The organism is Acinetobacter kyonggiensis (genome assembly GCF_900107285.1).
In the GTDB taxonomy this organism is placed as follows: Bacteria; Pseudomonadota; Gammaproteobacteria; order Pseudomonadales; family Moraxellaceae; genus Acinetobacter; species Acinetobacter kyonggiensis.
In genome coordinates, this window is the sequence record NZ_FNPK01000003.1 from 102,131 (window position 1) to 125,070 (window position 22,940).

The window sequence follows — 22,940 nt, forward strand, 5'->3', positions numbered from 1 at the left end:
CAAAGTTTTGATTATGATAGTCAAAAGTCACATAATGATTCGGAACGCATGTCTATTCATCCAGATCCAAATATCAATCGCTTAAATGTTTTAGGCGAACCATTGGCAAGTTGTTGCTACTCTCCTATTACGGGATATTTTCGTAACGGTTTTTGTCATACAGCGACAATAGATCTAGGTCAGCATACAATATGTGCACAAATGACCGCTGAGTTTCTTAATTTTTCGCAAAAAGTAGGTAATGACTTGATCACGCCGTTACCAGAAGTCGATTTTCCGGGTTTAGAACCGGGTGATTTTTGGTGTATTTGTGTGACTCGCTGGGTAGATGCTTACCAAGCTGGTATTGCTCCCCCTATTAAAATTCAAGCTTGCCATCAAGCTGTGCTCTCTTATGTTCCGCTTGATGTTCTTATGGAATATGCAGTGTAATGAATACATCTCAAATTATTTTGGCTTCCAGCAGTCAAACCCGTAAAGACTTAATGAATCGTCTTCGCATCGATTATCAAAGCATTGTGCCTGATATTGATGAATCTCCACGCGGTGAAAATCATGCTGACCATTTAGCCAAACGGCTGGCTTTTGAAAAAGCCAAAGTGATTTCAGAACAGCATCCTGAAGCCATCGTCATTGGATCAGATCAAGTGGCATGGCGTGAAGGTGCACCTGATATTTTTATTGGTAAACCTTTGACTGTTGAAAAGGCCGTCAAACAACTACAAGCCAACTCCGATAAAATCGTTTATTTCAGTACAGCATTAAGTGTACAACAACTGGCTACAGGCTTTGAGCAAACACTGGTTGAACACTATAAAGTTAAATTTCGTAAACTCGGACTGGCGGAAATTGAACGCTATATTGAAGTCGAACAACCTCTCATGTGTGCTGGCAGTTTCAAATGTGAAAGCTTAGGAATCAGCTTATTTGAGCAAATGAGTGGGCAAGATCAAACCACACTCATGGGCATGCCAATGATTCAGCTGTGCCATATCCTGCGTCAATTGAATATTTTAGTTCCTTAATTTTAGGCTGTATTTATGTCTCAACCTTTAGATATATTAGGCGGAATTACCGCTGAACAATTCCTTGCCGAATATTGGCAAAAAAAACCATTACTGGTACGTAATGCACTTCCAGAAATTGCAAAACTGTTAGAACCGAATGATGTAATGGAACTTGCACTGGATGAAAATATCACTGCACGTTTAATCAAACAGAAAGATAAAGATCCAAACCAATGGTCAGTGAAATCATCGCCTTTAATAAAAGCCGATTTCCAAAAAATGCCTAAACTTTGGACACTACTGGTTCAAGCTGTTGATCATTACTCTTTTGATTTGGCTGAACTATGGAAAAAATTCCCTTTTATTCCACAATGGCGCCGTGATGACATTATGGTGTCCTATGCCCAAAAAGGTGGTTCAGTCGGTAAACATTTCGATTTTTACGATGTGTTTTTAGTGCAAGGTTACGGTCATCGTCGCTGGCAGTTGGGTCAAATGTGTGATGCAGAAAGCGAATTTGTTGCAGGTCAACCCTTAAAATTACTACCAGAGATGGATGTCAATTTTGATGAAGTACTTGCACCAGGTGACTTACTGTATGTCCCACCGAGTTTATCACACTATGGCGTTGCTGAAGATGAATGTCTGACCTACTCCTTTGGCTTCCGTATGCCAAATGTGGCTGAAATGATGGATCGCGTGAGTGATAAATTTGCTGTTGATCAATTACTTAAAAATCCACTGGCGGACATTATTCGCGACAAAATCAGCCCAATTGGTCAAATCAGTCCGGCTGAACTTGAGTATTTAAAAGCAGAACTTTTAGCACAATTGCAAAATCCAACCGTGCTTGAAGATGCGCTCATGAGCCTAATGTCAGAAGCGAAATATCCTGAAAACATTCCAGACGCTGAAGCAATTGGTACGGGTGATTTAGAGGAAGCACTTGATTTAGGCTATTCACTCATCCTTGAACCAGCATCGCGTCTACTCTACACCGAAGACGAAGATCAATTGCTGTTCTGGGCCAATGGTGAAGGTATTTGTATTTCAGATGCATTTGCACCCGTTCTAAAACAAATTGCTGACGGCAATCCAATATTACTCGATGAAAAACTTGATGATCCAGATATGCTAGAAGACATCGTAAACTTGTTAAATGAGTCGATTCTGATGCTATTACCTGCGGCAGACCAAGAATAAACACAAAAATAAGGGGAAATTAGATTTCCCCTTTTTATACTCTAGAATAATTAAAGTTTATTTTTTAGAAAAATCAAAAGCAAAATAACTTACAATTTTTAATTTTTTACCAATTCTATAATGGGATGTTGCTAAATAAATATGGGGATCTATCTGCACTATTTCATCATGATAACGTCTAACCCAATTTGGATTAACAGATAAATCATGATTAATAATTAAAACATCCTGATCACTAAAAAGTGATTTTCCGATATGGGCATTAAATTGATACCTTTGAGTTTCTATTTTTCCAATTCCTAATCGATTAAGACCAGTTAACTCTCCCGTAGCTAAAATATTGAATACTTTACCTCGCCAAAGGTTTAAACGCTCAAACCAAGCGGGTTTAATCACAATACCTTTTGCACTACCATTTAAAGATTCAAGCTTGGGACATCTGCCTGTTTTAAATAGCTGATTCAACTCTTTAATATTAAAACGTTTTAAATCATTAAGTTCCTGAATATTGGTATGTAATTTTAGATTATTATTCATTATTTCCCTTCGCCCCCTAGCCAGCGTATTTACTTTTTAAAATCTAGAATTATATTTTTTCTTTTACATAAAGCACTGAATAGCCCATATTTTAAAGGCTATGAATTATTTTATTTTTCCAATCATACCCCATATGTCGCAAGGTTAATTTCAGCAACCTGAAATCATTTAAGCTGAACAATCGCTTGTATTATGGTACATCCAGTAACAGACGACAATTTAAGCCCAGCATTGATTCGCTCTAAACGCATTTTCATACTGCGCATACCAATACTTAACCCTTGTTGTTCCACACAATTAGTATCAAAACCCACGCCATCATCTTGCACAAGCAAACTTAACTGATTTTCTAGAAGATAAACCATCGATACTGTTACATTTTTTGCCTGACTATGCTTAATAATATTGGTTAAACTTTCCTCTAACACACGAATCAAGGTTAAACATTGCAAAGCCGTGGGAACTGCTTGCCACTCACGAGGAAAAGTCCATTTAGATGAGATCTCTAGTTCATCCATCAGCTGACTAAAACGGTGTCTTACTGGAGCAACCCACATAATTGGACTGACTGGAATCTTATTATCTACAGATGATCCACTATCAATAATTTGCCTTAAATCATCTCTGAGTAATTTAAGCATCGATAAAAATTGCTTATTTGGAATATTGTGTGCGCTTTGATCGACTAAAATCATGGAACGAACCAATGAAGAACCTAATCCATCATGTAGATCATGTGATAAGCGTATTCTTTCTTGTAACCTTACATTTTCAATTTCCAACTGATGTTTTTCATTTAAGCTTGAACTTAAATCATCACTTACTTGCTTAACCTTAACTTCTAATTCTGCATTAAATGCTTCTACTTTTTTTATATTGCGAACCAACCTCAACCCCAATATCATCACCACAAAGAAAGTAATAATCGGGGCACTATACGGCAATAAAGATTGGGTGTTGGACATGGATTCCGATGATAATAATATAATATCCAGTACAGCAAAAATAACGATTCCTGTTAGGCTAATCGCTAAAAAAACATACTCCATTTTTCTCAATTTAACGGCTTGATAGCTTAAATACAAATAAGTGATAAAAAACAAACTAACATAACTTAAAAATATCAGTGGGAAAATAAAACGAACAGCATGCTGTGGCGTTAGAAAGATACCAATGATGGTAAACACAGTCCCTAAAGCAATCGCTCTTTCAATTTTAACAAAATGTGTTTGGATAAATCTGAGTAAATAAATACAAAAACTCAAGATATACAAAATAAAAAAAACTAAATTGGCTTGGGTTGCTCTTAAGCTGTTTGAGTAGGGCCATGTCTCTGTAATAAGCACATTAGAAATAAATAATACCCATAACAATGAACTTAATGCGAACCAGCCAAAGGTCGTTTCTTTGGGTCTTAACAACCAAATAACAAAACAGATAATGCCAAAAGTGATGGATAAAATAATATTAATTTCAAATAAAGTTCTAGAATTCCATATTTTTTTTTGATGCAGCTGATAATTTTGTTGCACATTATTAAAGGAAATTTCGCCCAACCCCGCAGATTGAAAAGCATGACCATTTACATAGATCAAAATTTCATTTTGATCAGACCTTAATCCTGATGCAGGTAAGATCCAATAACGTGGCATGTTCCAACTTTTTGATAACGGTTCTTGCAGGTTTTGGTCTTGCCAAAGTAAATCACCATTTAAAAAAATGGCACCCGCAGAATTAATATAATCAACTGCAAACGCAATGGGTTCCGCAAGCCTTGTATTCTCTTGGCATAATAATTTCCACTGAATCTTATACCAAGCACTTCCGCTATAATCTTGCCAATGCTTCGCCCAATTATCTGGTAATTGTACCGACTGCCATCCATACTTAGGTAAAACCAACTGTGAAGGTGTTTTTACGGCAGAGATAGCGTTTATATGCACTGAGCATTGGCTATTAACACTTTGTTTTATTTCTGCATAACTGATTCTGCTGACTAAACATAGCAAAAAAAGAATAAAACAATGTAAAACAGAAGGTTTCATAAAATCCCTAAGGATCTCGCGGTACTCACAGCCTTCGTTCTTTTCGTGACCGATAATTTTCGATAAATATGTTTAATGTGACTTTCAACCGTATATTTAGAGACAAACAACTGTTCTGCTATTTCTTTATTGCTCATCCCTTGCGCCACCAAATCAAGGATTTCTGTCTCACGATTGGTTAAAAGTGCGACTTCAGAATCCGAAGACTTATCACCCTTTGATCTTGTAATGACAGAAGCTGAGATCTGCTTTAAAATTTCTTGTGCAATAAAAGGGTCTATAGGCGCGCCCCCACGCAAAATACTTCGTATAGATAACAAAACCTCAGCATCATCACGTTCTTTCAAAACATAACCTGTTGCACCCGCCTTAATTGCTGAAAATAAACTTTCTTGGGTACTCCATGCTGAAATTACTAAAATAAGGGCGCTACTATCTTGCGCACGCAGCTTTTCGATCAATTCGATCCCATTTCCATCAGGCAGTCCTAAATCAACCAATGCCAAGGAAATATGCTGCTGTTCGATGTGTAAAAATGCTTCTTTCAGATTCTTAGCAAAAATGAGTCCATCATTGTCATAACCCAATTCTGCCAAGATCTTCCTTAATCGTTCTTGAATGAGATCTTCATCCTCAACAATTAAAACAGGTACAGGTAAAATCGTTTCTAATCCTGACACAAACTATCCCCTTTTATGACCACTCAATATAACGACAAATACAATGAAAAGCATATCCCTGAAAGCAAGGAGTTTTACTGACCATTAAAATTATATTGCAGTCTTTCTAAGCGTTATCATTTCAATTTAGCACGATAAAATAAAAAGTTTGAGGGGGTGAGTCCATGTATTCATAGACCAATCACGCTGTAAAGAAACAACGAAATACGCTGTTTCCTTATTTCAAACTGATCATTCAACCATATTGTTTTTCTAAATATTTCACAATTTTTGCAGACTCAAACATCTTCACATCTGTATTGGGATCGACCAAATACGGAACCTGAATATCACGCCCCATAATTTCGATCACTTTTTCACGCTTACCACCTTTTAACGGTTGATATTTTCCAGGTTTTAAACGTAACACTGCTGGCCCCATATCTTGCCAGCGCTCTTTGGGCACATTATGAAACTTAAAAGGTAATTCCAGTTCAGTTAATACACCACGTACAACTCGAGTAAATGGACTCGCTTCAAAACCCCATAATTCTAAAAGTTGCTCAGGTGCTTCCCGATCAATAATTTTTTGATTAATCCATACCCCACGTGCGCCATTGATCAAAGTACCCGCAAATGCAACGACAGGATATTTAGGATAGTCTGAATATTTTTTTGGCGTCTTACCACTTTTGCCGTAATACTTAAATAGATAATCGATAATGTCTTTCGACTCATACATCTCGATCTCTGTATTTTCATCAATTAAAAATGGAAAGCGTAATTTCCCACCTTTTTCTTTGACAATTTTACGATATTTCGCTCCACCTTTTGGACATGGATAAACCTCGTAATCTAAATTTAATAAGGTTAATACTTCCCGTACACGACGACAAAATGGTGAACCTTCAAACTCATAAAGTTTAAGTGATTTTTCAGGCTGCTTGGGAAAAGCTGTGCCACTCACGCCACGTCCACCTGCGGTCAATGCTGAAGCTAAAGCTTGTACAACTTTAAGTTGATGATTCACCATTTTTATCCTTATTTAATTTAATAATTTTCGTTATAAATCGACTAGTTTTTCTTTTGCAATCACGATTCCATTGTTATCTGCATAAAGATAATCACCAGAATTGATGGTCACGCCACCAAAATACAAAGTTAAATCTACTTCGCCAATGCCTTTACGATTACTTTTTTGAGGAATGGCAGCCAATGCATGCACACCTAAATCTAATTCAGCAATCGCATCAACATCGCGGACACAGCCATAAATCACTACACCATTCCAGTGATTTTTAACGGCTGATTCTGCAATCATATCCCCCATTAAAGCACAGCGCATTGAAGCACCACCATCGACCACAAGCACTTTACCTGTACCATCGGTTGCCAATAGTTCTTTAACACGTGAATTGTCTTCAAAGCATTTTACCGTCACCACCTGCCCGCCAAAACTTTTACGCGCCCCATAACTTTTAAAGCATTTACCATCCATCGATGGTGTAACCACTTGAAGGTCTTTCTCTGGATGATCATCCAATAAATCGCAAGTTACGAATGCTACATTAGACACTTTTATCTCCCTTATTTGCACGTTTGTATGCGTAAATTATCATAAATTTCAAACTTATCCGTTTGAGTTCGCGCTGCATCGACCATAGTATGAGCCACTTGTTCTGCTGTCACTGGCTTATATTTGAATGTATTAGGCACCAAATGCGAAAATTTTCGATACAACTTCTGAGTCATATCCTCCAAAGCGCGTTGTTCTTGACGTTCACCTAATAACAGTGAAGGACGTAAGATGGACACACATTTAAGATTTAAACTTTGGATATGATTTTCTAGTTCACCCTTCACCTTATTATAGAAAATTTTTGACTGCGCATTTGCACCCATCGCACTAATGAGTAAGTAATGAGTATCTGTCGTTTCAAATAAATCGGCAAAATGGGCATTCATTTCATAATCGACGTTATAAAAATTTTGCTTAGATCCTGCTTTTTTCAGCGTTGTTCCCAAACAACTAAATGCATGACTATAACCATTCGCATCTTCATCGTTCAACAATAGAAAATCATCTAAAATAAATTGTTGTACTTTTTTTAAAGATTTAAGCTCTATATCTTCATGTCGAACAATGGCTGTAATTTTCTCACAACTCTCAATCTGATTAAGTTGTTTTAGCAGTTCCCGCCCCACTAAACCTGTTGCTCCAATTACAATTACACTTTTAATTGATTTAGTCATTTTTTAAACAATCTCTAGAGGTTATTACTAATCTAACGGTTTCTTTGGAATTTTTATGCATCTAAAATGTTGTCAAAGCAAGTCAAGACTTGACTTAACGTCATAGTTTAATCACAATATGGCACTTGTTTACGGGCTGGTGATAATTCTTCTGATGAAGGTTTTCAGTTGCAATTTCAGCCCGCCCAGACCAATCTATTTCAAGGAGTGCACGAGTGGCAAACTCTGCTCAAGCTAAAAAACGTGCCCGTCAAAACGTTAAAGCACGCAAACACAACGCTAGCTTACGTTCAATGGTTCGTACTTATTTAAAACGTACAGTAGCTGCTATTGCTGCTGGTGACTATGCTGTTGCTTCAGAAGCATACAAAACTGCTGTACCAGTAATCGACCGTATGGCTGATAAAGGCATCATCCATAAAAACAAAGCTGCTCGTCATAAGAGCCGTTTAAATGCACAAATTAAAGCTTTAGCTAACTAATTTATGCATATGAAAGAAGCCCTATATAGGGCTTTTTTTGTGTCTATTCATTATTCATATCATAAAAATAAGCCCTATATAGGGCTTATTTTATTCACTCAACAATTTACAGTATGACTATTTTGCTAAAATTTTCGATACCAACGGTAAATTTTTACCATTCGACATCGCCAAAATTAGACTAGGACTTTGTGGAACAATACTCCATTTCTGGTTATTACCACCCCCACAACCATACATGATAATTTCACCGCGCCCATCAGCACTTGGTGTATGACCACCACTCAAGTCTAAACAACTATTCCCTTGACGCAGTTGTTGTGTATCACCATTTACAGTGGCTTGCCACATTTGACCCTGTACATCATTACTACATAAAGACAGTGTTGTAGCGTTGGTTAAGCATAAGTTTGGATATTGTTGACTGTGAATTTTACCAATTGCATCATGCACCCATAACGTCGATGCTTCACCTGTACAACCATTTTTCCCACTCATATAAACATTCAATATTCCAGTATCAAGTTTCTCGACTTTAAGACAGCTATTGCCCATTTTTGGCATGACTAACATGCTTGCATTGGCAAGTGGAATATCATTCTTCAGACCAAGACTATCAACAAATTTATGAAACTCGTCTAATGCTTCAGTATTACCATTACTGAGGTCGTTATAATAAACATTCACCCAACGATTCAAACGGTAAATTTTAATTTGTTGCTGGGTATAACGTACCATTTCAGTTTGAGCATCTGGAGAGAACTCATCTTTAAAGCGACGATAAGAATCATAAAATAGTCTAAATGTCGGCGATAAATTAACGATTTCCTTACCCTTATTTTGCACAAATGCTTGATCCAGTTCTGGCATTTCAACACGTTTTAAAGCGGAATAACCATCTTCCTGACCAATACTCACATACGGTGACATAAGGTCTGCACTGACAGGAATCGCGATACTTGAAAGTTTGAGCGCTTGCTCATTGGCTTTTTGACAATATAAATCAACTGCTTGAGGTTGCTCACTTTGTGCTAAATTAATATGGAATTTATTAACACTATTGCCTTGCATACGATTAGGTGCCAATGCAATATTTTGCACACCACTGACAGACTGTACCTTCAACCAACAATTTTCAGCTGTACTGCCCGTATTGGCTTGCGGTAAATCAAATACATTCCCCCAGTTACCTCGTGCCGCAGGATAAATTAAACCCGACTGATTGACGGGATCATATCCACCCACAATGGTATATACAGGTACACTAAATAAACGCGGCTTTAGATAATTTCCATCCGCACTGTTATACCAAACATTACTCGATTTCGTCGGTACTTTAGGCTGCGACACTTCCATCATTCGCGTTGTTTTATTCCACTTTTTATAACCCGTCGCAGAGTCTTCGGCCCAAACATCACGATCAAATGCAGGCTGAATTTTTTGTTGCGTACTGTATCCAGTATAGTGGGTATAACGTGAAATCGAGCTGGCTGTCGCACCACCCGACATGGCATCCCAACCATATGCATACTTACCAAGGAAGTTGGGCACACCATTTGTACCATCACCCAAATTGGTGGTTCGCCAATTTAAATTTCCGCGCATTTTATTTCTAAAGGCAATATAACCCCAACCACTATCGGCATGATGTGCGGCCCAGAAATAATTTCCATCTTTTTCACCTGGATAGTGCCCTAAACCATAATGATGGCCAATCTCATGACTAAATTCATTCCCAACTGAATCATATAAAGTCAAAATACCATTACCACCACTTAGCCCATGACTTTGTACACCATTGCTATAATTACCACTCGCATGATGAATAACAACACTTTGGGTTAGTTGCGGTTGTTCTTGGCTCTGCATAGATGAGCTGGTTATGCCCCAGTTTGCAAGGTTAATGCCCGTACTAAAGGTAGATTTAGCGGTATTTTCACGCATGTCACCACTATACACATCACCCGTGGTTGCACTCGCTGAGTTATAAATAACACCACTTGCCACCATTACTTTGTCAAGCTTCATATCTTCATATTTACTGACAATCATGCGTGCTGCTGGAATGGTCTGAAAATAATCCGTGCCTGCCTTCTCAGGTTCTAGCAACATGTAATGACCAGCTGATTTCGGTGGCTCAGTTAACAAACCCAGTCGGATACTTTGAACCACCAACTCTCCCGGTGCTGCAAAATCAATGTCTTCTGAGCGTAAATCACCACTTTTTTCGTTTGCAGGATCAACAATTCGAATAGATAAACCCGGACGCACCTCAGTCCACTTTAATGCCGCTGACCACGCACGTTTTGAAAATTGTACTTGTGGTCGATCATCTGCATTAGACTGATCTGATAAAGAAATACGAGATGGCTCTTTCAGTCGAATCGTTCTAATCAACTGATTATTAAAATATATTTCAGCATTTAATTTTTCAGGATCACCCATTTCAACAGTGGGTGTCACCAGAAGCAAAGCATCTTTTTCAGTGGTTAATCGTGGTAAAAATTTCGATTCATTATTATTAGGATTAACTACATGACTTTGTGCAAATTGCACCATAGCCGAAAAACTACCATTTAAGTCATTTCTGATTTGGCGAACAAGTCCAAATTTATCAAAATCAAAAAAACCGATAATAGAATTATCCATGATATTTTTTTTAGGTTCTGGATATTTTGAAACAATTGGTGGCTGTGTATCCCCACCCTCTGGCGTTTCTGGTGTACCACCATCTGGGGTTTCTGGTGTACCACCGTCTGGTGTTTCTGGCGTACTACCGTCTGGTGTTTCTGGCGTACTACCGTCTGGGGTTTCTGGTGTACCACCTTCTGGGGTTTCTGGTGTGCCATCCCCTGGAAGTTCATTTGTTCCATCCCCTGGAACTTTATTTGAAACCTCTCCTTCAGAACTACCAGAACCCCCACCACATGCCATAAGCATTATAGATAAAGTACACACAGTTAAATATTTAAACCGTAGTTGCATCACATTCCCACCCCAATAGCACCATAACCTCTCCAAAAAGAAGAATTATGTGATCATATTAAAACTATATTAATCAATAACTTACAAAATAAATAATATATTAAAACAACAAGAGTAACCATTATAAAATATGTAAAATACCGCGCCAAATACCTGTATTTATTTGATTTATGTTTGATTTTTTTAATAAAACGAGAGCCTGTTAGAACATTTATTTATATGAAATATGTGAATTTATAAATGATTTAAAAAAGTTCGTGTATATAACACTCACTTCAATTTAGTTATTATTGCTACAGATCAAATATTTATAATTTATTAAAAACTTGCTTTATAATTTTTTAGGTCCATGAATTTTTTATGCATATCTATTTTATTTTTCTAAATTTTGAAACTCACGTATTGACAACTCATTCAATTCACCACGCCAAATCCATTTCAGTTTCGATTCCAAAAACTCATCGCCTTCAAACCAGACAAACAGACCTTCCATCATTCTAGGCCAGTCTTCCTGACTAACGGTATTACGCCCAGAAATCACTGCGATGATTGCTGCTAAAATCGTATCGTGACTCACTGCCAAACTTAAACCAAAATTATCTTGTGGATGCGTGTTATAAATCAGTTCCAATACATCAACCACGCCAGAAATTGGATGTTTCATGCCCGGCAACGCATTTTTCACAAAACTATTAATAAAACCCAATGCACCCTGTTTTCGAAAATAAGGCCCAGCCTGCTTAATATCCAGTACAAAACTTCCCGGTTCGACCAACAAGCCTTGCTCGACAATCTCAATACAATGGGTGTTTTGCGCAAGTGTACTGGAATCAGCACCTTGAATCATTAAAGCGGCGGTATCGACACAGCGTTGTATCGGACTTGAAATACAGTGCTGAATACTTCGGTCTGTATGATCAATTAAATAAGTTCCCCACGCCTGCGCCAAGTCACGACCTTGCGAGGTTAACTGTAAATCATAGCCAGCCAAACCCTGCCCAGCCACTACTTCACGAATAGAATGACGAGTAAATAAAGTGACAGGTGTTTTTGCATCGGGCAATAAATCAATTGCCTTCAACATACTTGCAGGGAGCAGCTCTAACGCCATGATCCAGCCAAAATAAACATGGTTCGGCACACTATAGCATGTTAAATCATCAGCTCAAGGTCTGTTTGCCATAAGTTCTAGCGCTTGAAATGCCAATTCTTTCATATCAATATTACGAAATGCAATAAAGCCACCATTTAACAAGCTATCCCGTTGATTATATAAAAAAGGACGGCCTTTTAAATCAACCACTCCACCACCTATACGCTCAACCAGACATTGACCCGCACTGGTATCCCATTCACTAGTAGGATGAAACCGTGGGTAAATATCGACTTTCCCTTCAAGGATCATACAAAATTTATAAGCACTGCCTGCTTTAAACTCAGCAATGCTCACACTTTGTTTTAATATTTCTAAGTATTCAGCATATTTAGGTTTATCTTGACTACTCTGACTTAAACCAATTCGAATCTCTGTCGATGGCTGATCTTCCACATATTCCTGCCATAGATCCGTTTGAATCTCAAATTTTAAAGGCAAACCTTGTTTTGGGCAGATATAAATCGCTTGCTCACCCGGAATAGCCAATATAGCAAAAGTAGTATGCGCACCCTCCACCAAACTTAAGTTAATTGTAAATTCAGGTCTCTTATGCAGAAATTCTTTCGTACCATCTAAAGGATCAAGCAACCAAAAGCTTTGCCACTGCTTACGTTCTGTATTGTCCCCTTCTTCTGACAATACAGGGATATCTGAGAAATTTTCTTGCAATGCTGTCGTGATAAATTCATTCACCCGATAATCCGCTTGGGTTACAGGTGAATTATCACTTTTTCTCTCAACATCAAAGGCGACACCTGCACAATATGCTTGATATTCTGCTCGCAAAATTTCACATGCCTGTGTCACAATGGGAACCAACTGTAAAATCAAAGCATCTTGTGGTGCTGTTGTTGTTTTAAACATAGATTACCTTTATATGTCGAATTACTCAGAAAAACCGACCATCATCTTCGATATGGATGGTACGCTCCTTGATCTTGCTTATGATGATTTCATTTGGAATCATCAACTTCCACTTCGATATGCTGCCACACATGGTTGCACATTGGAACAAAGCACCCAAGCCCTATTTCAGTTTTATCAAGAACATAATCATACCCTAAATTGGTATTCGACCCGTTTTTGGAGCTCAAAAGTAGCTGTCGACACCCTTGCATTGCAACAAGAATTTAAACACAACGTTGCTTTACGTGCAGGCTGTTTGGAATTACTCGATTATTTAAAATCAAATGGTTATTCCTGCTGGATTGCAACCAATGCCGATTGTGAGGGTTTAAAGTTTAAACTTGAACAAACCCAAATAGCCCATTATTTTGATGTGATTATCAGCAGCGAAAGTATCGGCTATGCCAAAGAATATCCCGAATTTTGGCAACAGCTACACGCACTACATCCCTTCCAAATCAATCAAGCCTATTTTATTGATGACACAGAAAAAGTTCTTAATGGAGCAGAAAAATTTGGTCTTCAGCATTTGATTACCATTGCGCAGCCCTCATCTAAAGGACAGATAAGATCTGAAAGCCCTTATCCGATTTTAAATCATTTAACTGACTTTATTGCAATATTGGAACAAGCTGAGGATCTGAAAAAATATGCCTAATCTCTCTCAACAAAACAACGTTGAAAGTATGCGTGTTGATAAATGGCTTTGGGTTGCACGTTTTTTTAAAACACGCTCAATCTCGAAGGCTGCCATTGAAGGTGGTAAGGTTCACCATAATAGTGAACGTGTTAAAGTATCGAAAGAAGTTCGTGTTGGCATGGAACTGACCATTCAACAAGGTTTCGACCGAAAAACCATTGTGATCAAAGCATTGTCGGCTATACGCGGTGCAGCACCAATTGCACAACAACTTTATGCAGAAACAGAAGTCAGTATTGCGCGACGAGAGTTGCTTGCAACACAAAGAAAGTTGCATAATCTAGCCCGACCTGAACATCGACCAAGTAAAAAAGATCGACGACAAATCAGTAAATTTAAACAAGACAATAATCAGCAGTCTGACCAAAGCTGATCTTATAATGATGATTAATTTAAGCGTCATATTCTGTCGCACTAGACAGAATTGATATAGAACATAAAGAATAGATCTGTCACTATACTTGAGTGGAACACGTTTAAAAGTAACTCATCCACTTAAGTTAATATTTTTGTGACATCGTTTTGAGGTTGTGAGATGGATGATAATAAAAGTAAGGCGCTTAATGCTGCCCTAAGCCAGATTGAAAAACAATTTGGTAAAAATACCGTAATGCGTCTAGGTGATAATACCGTATTGGCCGTTGAAGCGGTCTCTACAGGCTCTTTAACACTAGACATTGCACTCGGTATTGGTGGTTTACCGAAAGGTCGTATCGTCGAAATTTACGGTCCTGAATCTTCTGGTAAAACCACAATGACATTGCAAGCCATTGCACAATGTCAAAAAGCGGGTGGTACTTGTGCTTTCATCGATGCAGAACATGCACTCGATCCTCAGTATGCACGTAAGCTGGGTGTTGACCTTGACAACCTATTGGTTTCTCAACCAGACCACGGTGAGCAAGCCCTTGAAATTGCAGATATGTTAGTCCGCTCTGGTGCTGTTGACATGATCGTTGTCGATTCCGTGGCTGCACTTACACCTCGCGCTGAAATTGAAGGTGAAATGGGCGACTCACACATGGGCTTACAAGCACGTTTGATGAGTCAGGCATTACGTAAAATTACTGGTAATGCAAAACGCTCAAATTGCATGGTCATCTTCATTAACCAAATCCGTATGAAGATTGGTGTAATGTTTGGTAGCCCTGAAACCACAACTGGCGGTAATGCACTCAAATTCTACGCTTCTGTACGCTTGGATATTCGTCGTATTGGTCAAGTGAAAGAAGGCGATGAAATTGTCGGTTCAGAAACCCGCGTTAAAGTCGTGAAAAATAAAATGGCACCTCCTTTTAAGGAAGCATTGTTCCAAATTTTATATGGCAAGGGTGTGAATCAACTGGGTGAATTGGTTGATCTTGCTGTTGCACAAGAACTGGTACAAAAAGCGGGTGCTTGGTATTCATATCAAGGCAATAAAATCGGTCAAGGTAAAAACAATGTGATTCGCCATTTAGAGGAAAACCCTCAAATTGCACAAGAACTTGATCGTCTCATTCGTGAAAAATTGTTGACACCAACGACCACACCTATTGAAGAAAAAGATGAAGTAGAACCAGACTTTCTAGATGCTTAAAACAGCTATTTGTTTTCAAGCTATATAAGTCTTAAACTGTAAAACGCCCTACGGGGCGTTTTTTATTTGATGTGATCGATACACTATGAGCAATTCAAAATTTCCGACAATGCTTGATTATGATGTACTCAAGCAGCAATTTGATGACTCAACAGAGTCGACCTCTCCTACCACTCCACCTGAATCATTAGAAGCGTTGAACTTTGACGATGAGCAACAACCTAAAGCACAAGGTCTTACAGGCTCGCGTTTGCGCTCCTATGCCTTTGCTGTACTGACACGTCGGGAATACTCAAAAGCAGAACTGATTGAGAAACTAGCCTTATATGCGATGGATCGAGATGAAGTTTTAAAACTGGTCGATGAGCTAGCAACGCAAAACTATCAGAGTGACCAACGTGTTGCCGAAATGATGCTGTCGAGTCAAAAACGCAAAGGCAAAGGACCTAATCGCATTAAGCTGGCTTTAAAATCAAAAAAAATTGATAGCAGTTTAATTCAAGAAGAATTAAAAGAAACCGATTGGAACGAACAAGCGTATCAACTGAAGGTAAAAAAGTTTGGTTTAACTGTAGAAAAAGAAGCAAAACTTAAAGCAAAACAAATTCGCTTTTTAATGTATCGAGGGTTTGAAATGGAGGCAATTATTAAAGCAATTACGAGACAAGAACATGATATTTAACAGAAGGGATTAACGTTATTATTATATAAACTGGTGGCAACCCCACTAGCAAAACTTCGGCACATCATAGTTCTGTTACCGTTGCTACCTTCCGGTCCTGGCGGGGTTCACAGAGTACAATTGCGAAGCCACCAGCGGGGCTACCATTGCAAGAACAGAGTATAGAGATTTTTATTTAACTTGCAAGCGTTCAAGCAACTTTTATAAGCGTATTGCTTTCATTTGCTTATTAAAAAAACAATCTTGATTAAAAACAGTATTTTTGTATATTTTTTATCAATGCAATCACTTACTTTAAAACTACGACAAGATTGTAAATGTATATTGCATTTCATAGCATGGACGTTTTTAATGTCGTCAGGTCTTTTAAATAGGTACGCTCTAAAGTCAGGAATTTAGAATGTGCCCAAAAATACGAAATGGATATTTTTATGATGCTCAAACAGCATGCTTTATGCGCACTGGTCTTATTTAGCTCAGCCTCACTTTATGCCAATATTCCAATTGAATCACGTGGATTAAGTCAGAATAACAACGAGACCAGCGCAAATAATGCTGCCATTAATTTAGGTGCAACTACTGCAAATGTACCGACCAATCTGAATTGGCAAATCATGCAAAAAAATCAACAATTAGAAAATGATATTCGTACACTACGTGGCAAAATTGAAGAACAAGGTAATGAAATTGAACAGCTTAAACATGAATTAACCAATCGCTACACAGACTTAGATCAGCGACTAGAACTATTACAACAAAAAATTGATCCTGAAAGTGCGACTCCAGCGGAGGATAACCAACAGGATACTCCTCCCAGTACCTCCAACACACCAACCCCAATAGCAGCGACAACAAACACTCAAGCACCTGTTGTGAGCACACAACCTCCGTCTACTGCTGATTTAGATAAAGCCGCTTATACCGTGGCTTTAGATGCCTACAAACAAGGTGGTGCTAAAAAAGCAATTGCTCCAATGCAAAACTTCATCAAAAACAATCCCAACAGTGTCTATATTAGCAATGCTTATTTTTGGCTCGCTGAATTTAATTTAGCCATTGAACCGACCAATTACACTGAAGCGAAAAAGAATTACAATATTGTCGTCAATCAATATCCTAATTCAGCAAAAGCGGCACGAGCACTCTATCAACTTCACAATATTGCCAAAGATGTAGATCGCAATACAACACTTGCCAACCAACTCAAAAGCAAGCTTGTTAAAAATTATCCAAAATCAGAAGAAGCAGGTTATTTTAAGAAATAAAATCAAAAAAAAAGACACCTCATTAGGTGTCTTTTTTTATGCAACGCAAGATTGAATTAACGAACAATGCCACGCTTAGATTGCTCTAAAGAATCGATCAGTAACTGTACTTCAGGAACTTCAGGTAATATTTCCGTACGAATCTGCTGAATCGCTTGCTCAGTGGTTAAACCATCTTTATAAATCAATTTAAATGCTTGGCGTAATGCCTGAATAACGTTCTTAGACCAACCTTTACGACGCATACCTTCTACATTCATCGCGAAGGCATGTGCTGGGTTACCCGAGACCATCACATAAGCAGGCACATCTTTTAAAATTAACGAAGCACCACCAATCATACTGTAAGAATCAATTTTACAGAATTGGTGAATACCTGAATTTCCGCCAACCACCACATAATCACCAATATGTACATGACCAGCAATACCAGCATTATTGGCAAAAATATTATGATCGCCAATTACACAGTCATGGGCAATATGAGTATTTACCATCAATAAGTTATAACTACCGATTTTAGTCAAACTTTGATCTTGAACCGTACCACGATGCAAACTGCAATGTTCACGAATTGAATTGTGGTCACCAATTTCAAGCCAAGTTTCTTCGCCAGCATATTTTAAATCCTGACAAACTTCACCCACACTCGCAAATTGGAATATTTCATTATTTTTCCCAATCCGAGTAAAGCCACCTATAACGACATGGGAATGTAGTTTGGTGCCCTCAGCAATAGTGACCTGTGGCCCAATAATACAATAGGGACCAATTTGCACATCTGAAGCAATGACTGCTGATGAGTCAATAATAGCTGTTGGGTGAATTAAATCGTTATTACTCATGCCTGCTCTATTTTTTGATGCGAAACCATAATTTCCGCAGTAGTTGCTACAATACCATCGACTGTGGCGATACAATTATATTTGTAAATACCACGTTTGTGCATCACCAACTCAGATTTTAAAACCAGTTGATCACCCGCAACAACTTGTTTCTTAAAGCGGACCTTTTCTGCGCCAGCAAAAAGAAACAAAGAGCCTTCACTTGGTTTTTCATTATTCATAATAAAACCAAGTATACCAGAGACTTGAGCTAATGCCTCAACAATCAATACACCAGGCATAATTGGATAGCCTGGGAAATGTCCCTGTAAAAACTCTTCGTTGATTGAAACGTTCTTATAACCCACAATAGCATTATCAGTCACATCAACAACACGATCGACCAATAAAAATGGATAGCGGTGAGGTAAATATTCACGAATTTGTTGAATGTGCATTGGCAATTCAGGCTTCGTAAATGCAGGAGTATTCGACTCAGTCATCATATTCTATTTACGCTTAAAAGTTGATTCAAGGGACTCGATTTGAGTCTGTATATGATCAAGCCGTTTTAGCAATTGGGTCAATGGCACATCTGCTAATTGTTTAAAGCGTACAGCAGCGCGTTTCCAATGTAAACTTTCCAACATTGGCGTACCAGAAGAATAGCTACCAGATTCAGAAATACTTTTTGTGACCATTGACATAGCTGTAATTGTCACATTATCTGCAATATTAATATGACCAACCACACCTACCCCACCAGCAAGTACACAGTTTTTGCCAATTGTAGTACTACCTGCAACACCACATTTTGCAGCCAGAGCTGTATTTGCACCAATTTTCACATTATGCGCAATTTGCACAAGGTTATCAATAATGACACCATCTTCCAAAATTGTGTCGTCTAATGCACCACGATCAATACTACAATTTGATCCAATTCTGACATCATGACCAATTTTGACTGAGCCTAATTGTGCAATCCGATGCCACTTACCTTGATAAGGTGCAAAGCCAAAACCTTCACCACCAATCACACTATTGGCATGAATACGGACGCGATTGCCTATTTTAGTTTCGCCTGTGACTGTTACGTGCGAATCGATAAAACATTGTTTACCTATTTCGACATCATCATCAATTTTGACATGTGATTGAATAACCGCTTCATCACCAATCACACAGTGTTCACCAATCACTACATAATGCCCAATGTAGGCACTATCAGCAATTATGGCAGAGGGATGAATTTTGGCTGTGCTTTCGATACCCTGCTGTGTATGTTTTTTCTCAAACACATGGGTCAGAATAGCAAAAGCCAGATAAGGATTATCAACCACAATAAAGTTATTATGGCTATCTAGCTGCGCTTTTAAAGCTGACGTAACAATTAACGCACCTGCTTTTGAAGCACGTGCGTGATCTAAGTATTTATCTGCATTTACAAATGCAATATGTTTTGCTTGGGCAGCATCTAAGCTTGCCAGCCCTTCTAATATTAAATCAAATTGACCGATACACTCGCCTTGTACAAGGCGAGCCAGATCTTCTAAGCGCAATTGTCTAGGATTCATTGATTACTTAATAACATTGACCTTTTGAATCATTTTATCAGTTAAATCATATTTAGCGTCATAGGCAAGTGCTGAATTTTTATTTAAAACAACATCTAAGTTGTTTTCTTTACGCAATTGTTCAGCAACTTGTTTCACTCGACCATCCAAAGTCTTATTCATCACCTGAATTGAAGACTGAACCGTCGTTTGCAAGCCCTGTTGAATTGAATTAAACTCTTTCAGTTTTGTTTGGTACTGAGTCATCATCTTTTGCTTCTCAGCTTCAGATAAATTTGGGTTTTGTTGAGCGCGTTGTTGAATACCCTCCAACTCCTTACCCAATTGCTCAAGTTTTGTCGTTTGCGGATTCACAGTCTGCTGTAAAGAAGCATTTTGCTGCTTTAAATAAGTGCTATTTTCAACCACTTTTTCTAAATCAACAACGCCATAACCGGCAGCATGAACAACTGAAGTACTGGCTAATCCAGCAACAAGTAGACTCATTAATATTTTATTCATTTTAATATCCTTCTTAAACCTTTACAGGATCGTACTTAGAAAGTACGACCGATTTCAAACTGGATATTTTTAGTTTCATCACCCGGTTTATCATTCAATGGGTATGCATAACTGAGTGAAAGTGGACCAATCATGGTAATCCATGTAAAGCCAACACCTACGCTATAACGCATGTTTTCAGCATCAAAACCAAAGTTATCTTCACAATATTTTTTAGCACTCACACCCGGATCAGTTGGTGTACCAGCTAAATACAACGTTCCACTTGGAATATTACATTGCGTATCAAACACTTGTGCACCTTCAGCAAAAAGTACTGGTCGAACTTGACGTGTCCAATCCCCTTTAAATGGTAAAGGCAATGCGAGTTCCGCACCAAATTGTATTAATGCATTACCACCCACTTCTTCAGGATTATTATCCATTAGACGTGACTCATTATTCGTTACACCTGGATACTTTGGACCTAAAGTGCTGTTGTCGTAACCTCGAACCGAACCAAAACCACCGGCATAGAAGTTTTTATAGAAGGGCAAATCATTACCATAACCCAACTTACCATAACCACGCAGTACAAACTCATAAGGTAAGGGTAAGAAGGCTTGGGCATCATATGTCAATTTCTGGTATTCAACATCACTACCTGGTAAAGCAATTTCCCCATTCACACGATGCGACATACCACTGGTTGGGAATACAGGACGGTTTAATGTGTTATATGACCAACCTAAATTAAGATTGTAAGTTAAAAAATCAGATTTGAATTCATTGTCAAAGTCAACTTGTTGTCCATTACATCTACTACCTGTAATCAAGGTCGGATTACTCGCATCTTCATATAGATATTCAATGTTACCAACACAAACATCAGTTGCCTTACCAGTTGCCTTACCACCATTTGCCAACAAGTAATCACGAACATAGGTTGACACATATGGCCCTGTCGTAACATCGGTTTGGTCAATATTCAGACCCGCACTAATACTTTGGTTTTCATCAATTGGATAACCAAACGTAATACCACCACCAAAACTGTCCGTCACATAATTGTTAACGTTATAGTCATCATTTAACTTGGTTTTACGGTAATACATATTGTACCCACGACGTACACCATCAATGGTGAAGTATGGATCTGTCACACTTAAATTATAATAATCTTGGGTTTCTGAACGCGATAAATCAATCGCGACACTATTACCTGTACCCAAGAAATTGGTTTGACTTAAGCCCGCTTGGAATGTTACACCACCGCTTTGTGAGAAACCAACAGCAAGCGTACTTGTACCTGAGTGTTGTTCTTCAACATTGATATTTAAATCAACCTGATCAGATACGTTTGGAATACGTGCTGGCTTAATATCAACCGTTTTAAAGAAACCTGTACGCTCTAAACGAACTTTAGACAAGTCAATTTTTTCATTGCTTGCCAATGCACCTTCCATTTGGCGCATTTCACGACGTAAAACTTCATCGGCTGTTTTCGTATTACCCATAAAATTAATACGACGCACAGTCACCTGTTGCCCCGGATTAATGTAATAGTTCAAATCAACCAGTTTTGTTTCTTTATTAATTTCAGGAACCATATTTACTTCAGCATAGTAATAACCTGCATTACCATACTTACGAAGTAAAAGTTGTTTGACTGCATTTACTTTTTCTTGAGAATAAGTCTCGCCATCTTTATAAATTTTTAGGGCTTTTAATTCTTCTGGCTTATAAAGTGCATCGCCTAAAAACTTAGTTTCACCAAACTTAAATTGCTCACCTTCTTCTACAGCAACTTCAACAAAAATATTCTTTTTATCTTCACTCAAGTTCAAATTTGAATTGGTAATATTAAAATTGATATAACCTTTATTTAAATATAATGCGCGTAAAGCCTCTAGGCTGGCTGCCATTTTTTCTCGTGCATAGCGGTCGTTACGCGTAACAATTGAACTCCAACCACTCTCTTTTACAGCAAAGGCCTGCTTAATTTCGCTTTCTTGAAAAACAGTATTACCAATAATATTGATATCAACAACTTTAGCGGCTTTACCTTCCACAAAATCAACGGTTAAATCGACACGATTATTCGGTCTAGCCGTGGTAACAACTTTAACATCAGCATCATAACGACCTTGCTGCATATACTGCTGTTCAAGTTCGGTCTCAATGGTTTGCAGGGCAGATTTTTTCAAAACCTCACCTTCTGCAATACCCATTTTTTTCAGCCCTTCTTCTAGCGCTTCTTTAGGTATGAGCTTATTACCTTTAAACTCAACTTTTGAAATGAGTGGGCGTTCAACCACTGTAAAAATGAGCGCATCCGCTTCTTGAGATGCTTTAATATCATCAAACAAGCCCGTGGCATATAAAGCACGAATCGCATTTGCAATGGTTGTATCATTGACACGATCACCAGCATTGACAGACAACATCCCATAGACATTGGTTGGCGTTAAACGAACAAGCCCGTTAATTTTTATATCGCGGACAATGAATTCATCTGCTGCATATACTTGTTGTACTGCTGCCATTGCACTGATGAGTGCCAAAGGCATAAATAAATGTGTGTGCTGCATGCCTGTCTT

Annotated in this window: 23 protein-coding genes and 1 other RNA gene; 9 read left to right on the forward strand and 15 right to left on the reverse strand. The window is 38.2% G+C overall.

Annotated elements, in window-relative coordinates; all coding sequences use genetic code 11:
• Positions 1 to 48 precede the first annotated feature (48 nt).
• Genes BLV99_RS03585 through BLV99_RS03595 form a run of 3 tightly spaced genes read left to right on the forward strand, consistent with a single transcriptional unit; the run spans position 49 to position 2,210 of the window.
• Entirely contained in the window at positions 49 to 432 is a 384-nt protein-coding gene (locus BLV99_RS03585) for a DUF2237 family protein (RefSeq protein WP_092688051.1), read from the forward strand.
• Entirely contained in the window at positions 432 to 1,025 is a 594-nt protein-coding gene (locus BLV99_RS03590) for a Maf family protein (protein WP_074944664.1), read from the forward strand. The genes BLV99_RS03585 and BLV99_RS03590 overlap by 1 nt, the downstream gene beginning before the upstream one ends.
• A 15-nt stretch (positions 1,026 to 1,040) precedes the next feature.
• Complete coding sequence (locus BLV99_RS03595; RefSeq protein WP_092687809.1) at positions 1,041 to 2,210, forward strand: ribosomal protein uL16 3-hydroxylase; 1,170 nt, start codon at positions 1,041 to 1,043, stop codon at positions 2,208 to 2,210.
• Positions 2,211 to 2,267: 57 nt separating this feature from the next.
• On the opposite strand, the gene BLV99_RS03600 is transcribed toward BLV99_RS03595, so the two are convergent.
• The 6 genes from BLV99_RS03600 to BLV99_RS03625 all read right to left on the reverse strand — a co-directional run bounded on the left by BLV99_RS03600 (position 2,268) and on the right by BLV99_RS03625 (position 7,704).
• Positions 2,268 to 2,747, reverse strand: a complete 480-nt coding sequence (locus BLV99_RS03600) for a hypothetical protein (protein WP_092687812.1) — start codon at positions 2,745 to 2,747, stop codon at positions 2,268 to 2,270.
• A 164-nt stretch (positions 2,748 to 2,911) separates the two neighbouring features.
• Positions 2,912 to 4,792: a sensor histidine kinase gene (locus BLV99_RS03605; RefSeq protein WP_092687815.1), complete on the reverse strand. Its 1,881-nt coding sequence runs from the start codon at positions 4,790 to 4,792 to the stop codon at positions 2,912 to 2,914.
• Positions 4,789 to 5,472, reverse strand: a complete 684-nt coding sequence (locus tag BLV99_RS03610; RefSeq protein ID WP_086183344.1) for a response regulator — start codon at positions 5,470 to 5,472, stop codon at positions 4,789 to 4,791. Before BLV99_RS03610 ends, BLV99_RS03605 begins: the two co-directional genes overlap by 4 nt.
• A gap of 235 nt (positions 5,473 to 5,707) precedes the next feature.
• Positions 5,708 to 6,484: a glutathione S-transferase N-terminal domain-containing protein gene (locus BLV99_RS03615; RefSeq protein ID WP_092687818.1), complete on the reverse strand. Its 777-nt coding sequence runs from the start codon at positions 6,482 to 6,484 to the stop codon at positions 5,708 to 5,710.
• 30 nt (positions 6,485 to 6,514) lie between these two features.
• Positions 6,515 to 7,027 (reverse strand): ribonuclease E activity regulator RraA, encoded by a 513-nt coding sequence (rraA, locus tag BLV99_RS03620; protein WP_092687821.1) that lies wholly within the window; start codon positions 7,025 to 7,027, stop codon positions 6,515 to 6,517.
• Positions 7,028 to 7,038: 11 nt separating this feature from the next.
• Positions 7,039 to 7,704, reverse strand: coding sequence for a Rossmann-fold NAD(P)-binding domain-containing protein (locus BLV99_RS03625; protein WP_086183346.1), 666 nt, complete (start codon positions 7,702 to 7,704; stop codon positions 7,039 to 7,041).
• 215 nt (positions 7,705 to 7,919) lie between these two features.
• On the opposite strand from BLV99_RS03625, the gene rpsT reads away from it, so the two are divergent.
• The gene (rpsT, locus tag BLV99_RS03630) at positions 7,920 to 8,186 is read left to right on the forward strand and encodes a 30S ribosomal protein S20 (RefSeq protein ID WP_053580135.1); all 267 of its coding nucleotides are present in this window, start codon (positions 7,920 to 7,922) and stop codon (positions 8,184 to 8,186) included.
• A 117-nt stretch (positions 8,187 to 8,303) separates the two neighbouring features.
• On the opposite strand, the gene BLV99_RS03635 is transcribed toward rpsT, so the two are convergent.
• From BLV99_RS03635 to BLV99_RS03645, 3 genes are all read right to left on the reverse strand, one after another.
• Positions 8,304 to 11,171 (reverse strand): M66 family metalloprotease, encoded by a 2,868-nt coding sequence (locus tag BLV99_RS03635; RefSeq protein ID WP_092687824.1) that lies wholly within the window; start codon positions 11,169 to 11,171, stop codon positions 8,304 to 8,306.
• A gap of 373 nt (positions 11,172 to 11,544) precedes the next feature.
• On the reverse strand, positions 11,545 to 12,282 hold the full coding sequence (locus BLV99_RS03640; RefSeq protein WP_086183348.1) for a histidine phosphatase family protein: 738 nt from the start codon (positions 12,280 to 12,282) through the stop codon (positions 11,545 to 11,547).
• 54 nt (positions 12,283 to 12,336) lie between these two features.
• Positions 12,337 to 13,191: a 3'(2'),5'-bisphosphate nucleotidase CysQ family protein gene (locus BLV99_RS03645; RefSeq protein ID WP_092687828.1), complete on the reverse strand. Its 855-nt coding sequence runs from the start codon at positions 13,189 to 13,191 to the stop codon at positions 12,337 to 12,339.
• Positions 13,192 to 13,204: 13 nt separating this feature from the next.
• On the opposite strand from BLV99_RS03645, the gene BLV99_RS03650 reads away from it, so the two are divergent.
• The 4 genes from BLV99_RS03650 (at position 13,205) to BLV99_RS03665 (ending at position 16,194) form a co-directional block, all read left to right on the forward strand.
• On the forward strand, positions 13,205 to 13,891 hold the full coding sequence (locus tag BLV99_RS03650; RefSeq protein WP_086183350.1) for an HAD-IA family hydrolase: 687 nt from the start codon (positions 13,205 to 13,207) through the stop codon (positions 13,889 to 13,891).
• On the forward strand, positions 13,884 to 14,306 hold the full coding sequence (locus BLV99_RS03655) for an RNA-binding S4 domain-containing protein (protein ID WP_092687831.1): 423 nt from the start codon (positions 13,884 to 13,886) through the stop codon (positions 14,304 to 14,306). Before BLV99_RS03650 ends, BLV99_RS03655 begins: the two co-directional genes overlap by 8 nt.
• A gap of 162 nt (positions 14,307 to 14,468) precedes the next feature.
• Positions 14,469 to 15,512 (forward strand): recombinase RecA, encoded by a 1,044-nt coding sequence (gene recA / locus BLV99_RS03660; RefSeq protein ID WP_086183352.1) that lies wholly within the window; start codon positions 14,469 to 14,471, stop codon positions 15,510 to 15,512.
• Between the two features lie 85 nt (positions 15,513 to 15,597).
• Positions 15,598 to 16,194, forward strand: a complete 597-nt coding sequence (locus BLV99_RS03665; protein WP_092687834.1) for a regulatory protein RecX — start codon at positions 15,598 to 15,600, stop codon at positions 16,192 to 16,194.
• A 40-nt stretch (positions 16,195 to 16,234) separates the two neighbouring features.
• Here BLV99_RS03665 and ffs read toward each other — a convergent pair.
• An RNA gene (gene ffs / locus BLV99_RS03670) (signal recognition particle sRNA small type) lies at positions 16,235 to 16,331 on the reverse strand.
• A gap of 294 nt (positions 16,332 to 16,625) precedes the next feature.
• On the opposite strand from ffs, the gene BLV99_RS03675 reads away from it, so the two are divergent.
• Complete coding sequence (locus BLV99_RS03675; protein WP_092688054.1) at positions 16,626 to 17,459, forward strand: YbgF trimerization domain-containing protein; 834 nt, start codon at positions 16,626 to 16,628, stop codon at positions 17,457 to 17,459.
• 56 nt (positions 17,460 to 17,515) lie between these two features.
• On the opposite strand, the gene lpxA is transcribed toward BLV99_RS03675, so the two are convergent.
• From lpxA to bamA, 5 genes are read right to left on the reverse strand one after another with little or no spacing between them, the layout of a single operon-like run.
• A complete protein-coding gene (gene lpxA / locus BLV99_RS03680; RefSeq protein ID WP_004651735.1) occupies positions 17,516 to 18,304 on the reverse strand; it encodes an acyl-ACP--UDP-N-acetylglucosamine O-acyltransferase in 789 nt (262 codons plus the stop codon).
• Positions 18,301 to 18,786 carry a 3-hydroxyacyl-ACP dehydratase FabZ gene (gene fabZ / locus BLV99_RS03685; RefSeq protein ID WP_086183700.1) on the reverse strand — a complete coding sequence of 162 codons (486 nt, stop codon included), beginning with the start codon at positions 18,784 to 18,786 and terminating at the stop codon, positions 18,301 to 18,303. The genes lpxA and fabZ overlap by 4 nt, the downstream gene beginning before the upstream one ends.
• Before the next feature lie 6 nt (positions 18,787 to 18,792).
• Positions 18,793 to 19,860: a UDP-3-O-(3-hydroxymyristoyl)glucosamine N-acyltransferase gene (lpxD, locus tag BLV99_RS03690; protein WP_092687837.1), complete on the reverse strand. Its 1,068-nt coding sequence runs from the start codon at positions 19,858 to 19,860 to the stop codon at positions 18,793 to 18,795.
• A 3-nt stretch (positions 19,861 to 19,863) separates the two neighbouring features.
• Positions 19,864 to 20,361, reverse strand: coding sequence for an OmpH/Skp family outer membrane protein (locus BLV99_RS03695; protein WP_092687840.1), 498 nt, complete (start codon positions 20,359 to 20,361; stop codon positions 19,864 to 19,866).
• A gap of 35 nt (positions 20,362 to 20,396) precedes the next feature.
• Complete coding sequence (gene bamA, locus BLV99_RS03700) at positions 20,397 to 22,931, reverse strand: outer membrane protein assembly factor BamA (RefSeq protein ID WP_092687843.1); 2,535 nt, start codon at positions 22,929 to 22,931, stop codon at positions 20,397 to 20,399.
• Positions 22,932 to 22,940 lie beyond the last annotated feature (9 nt).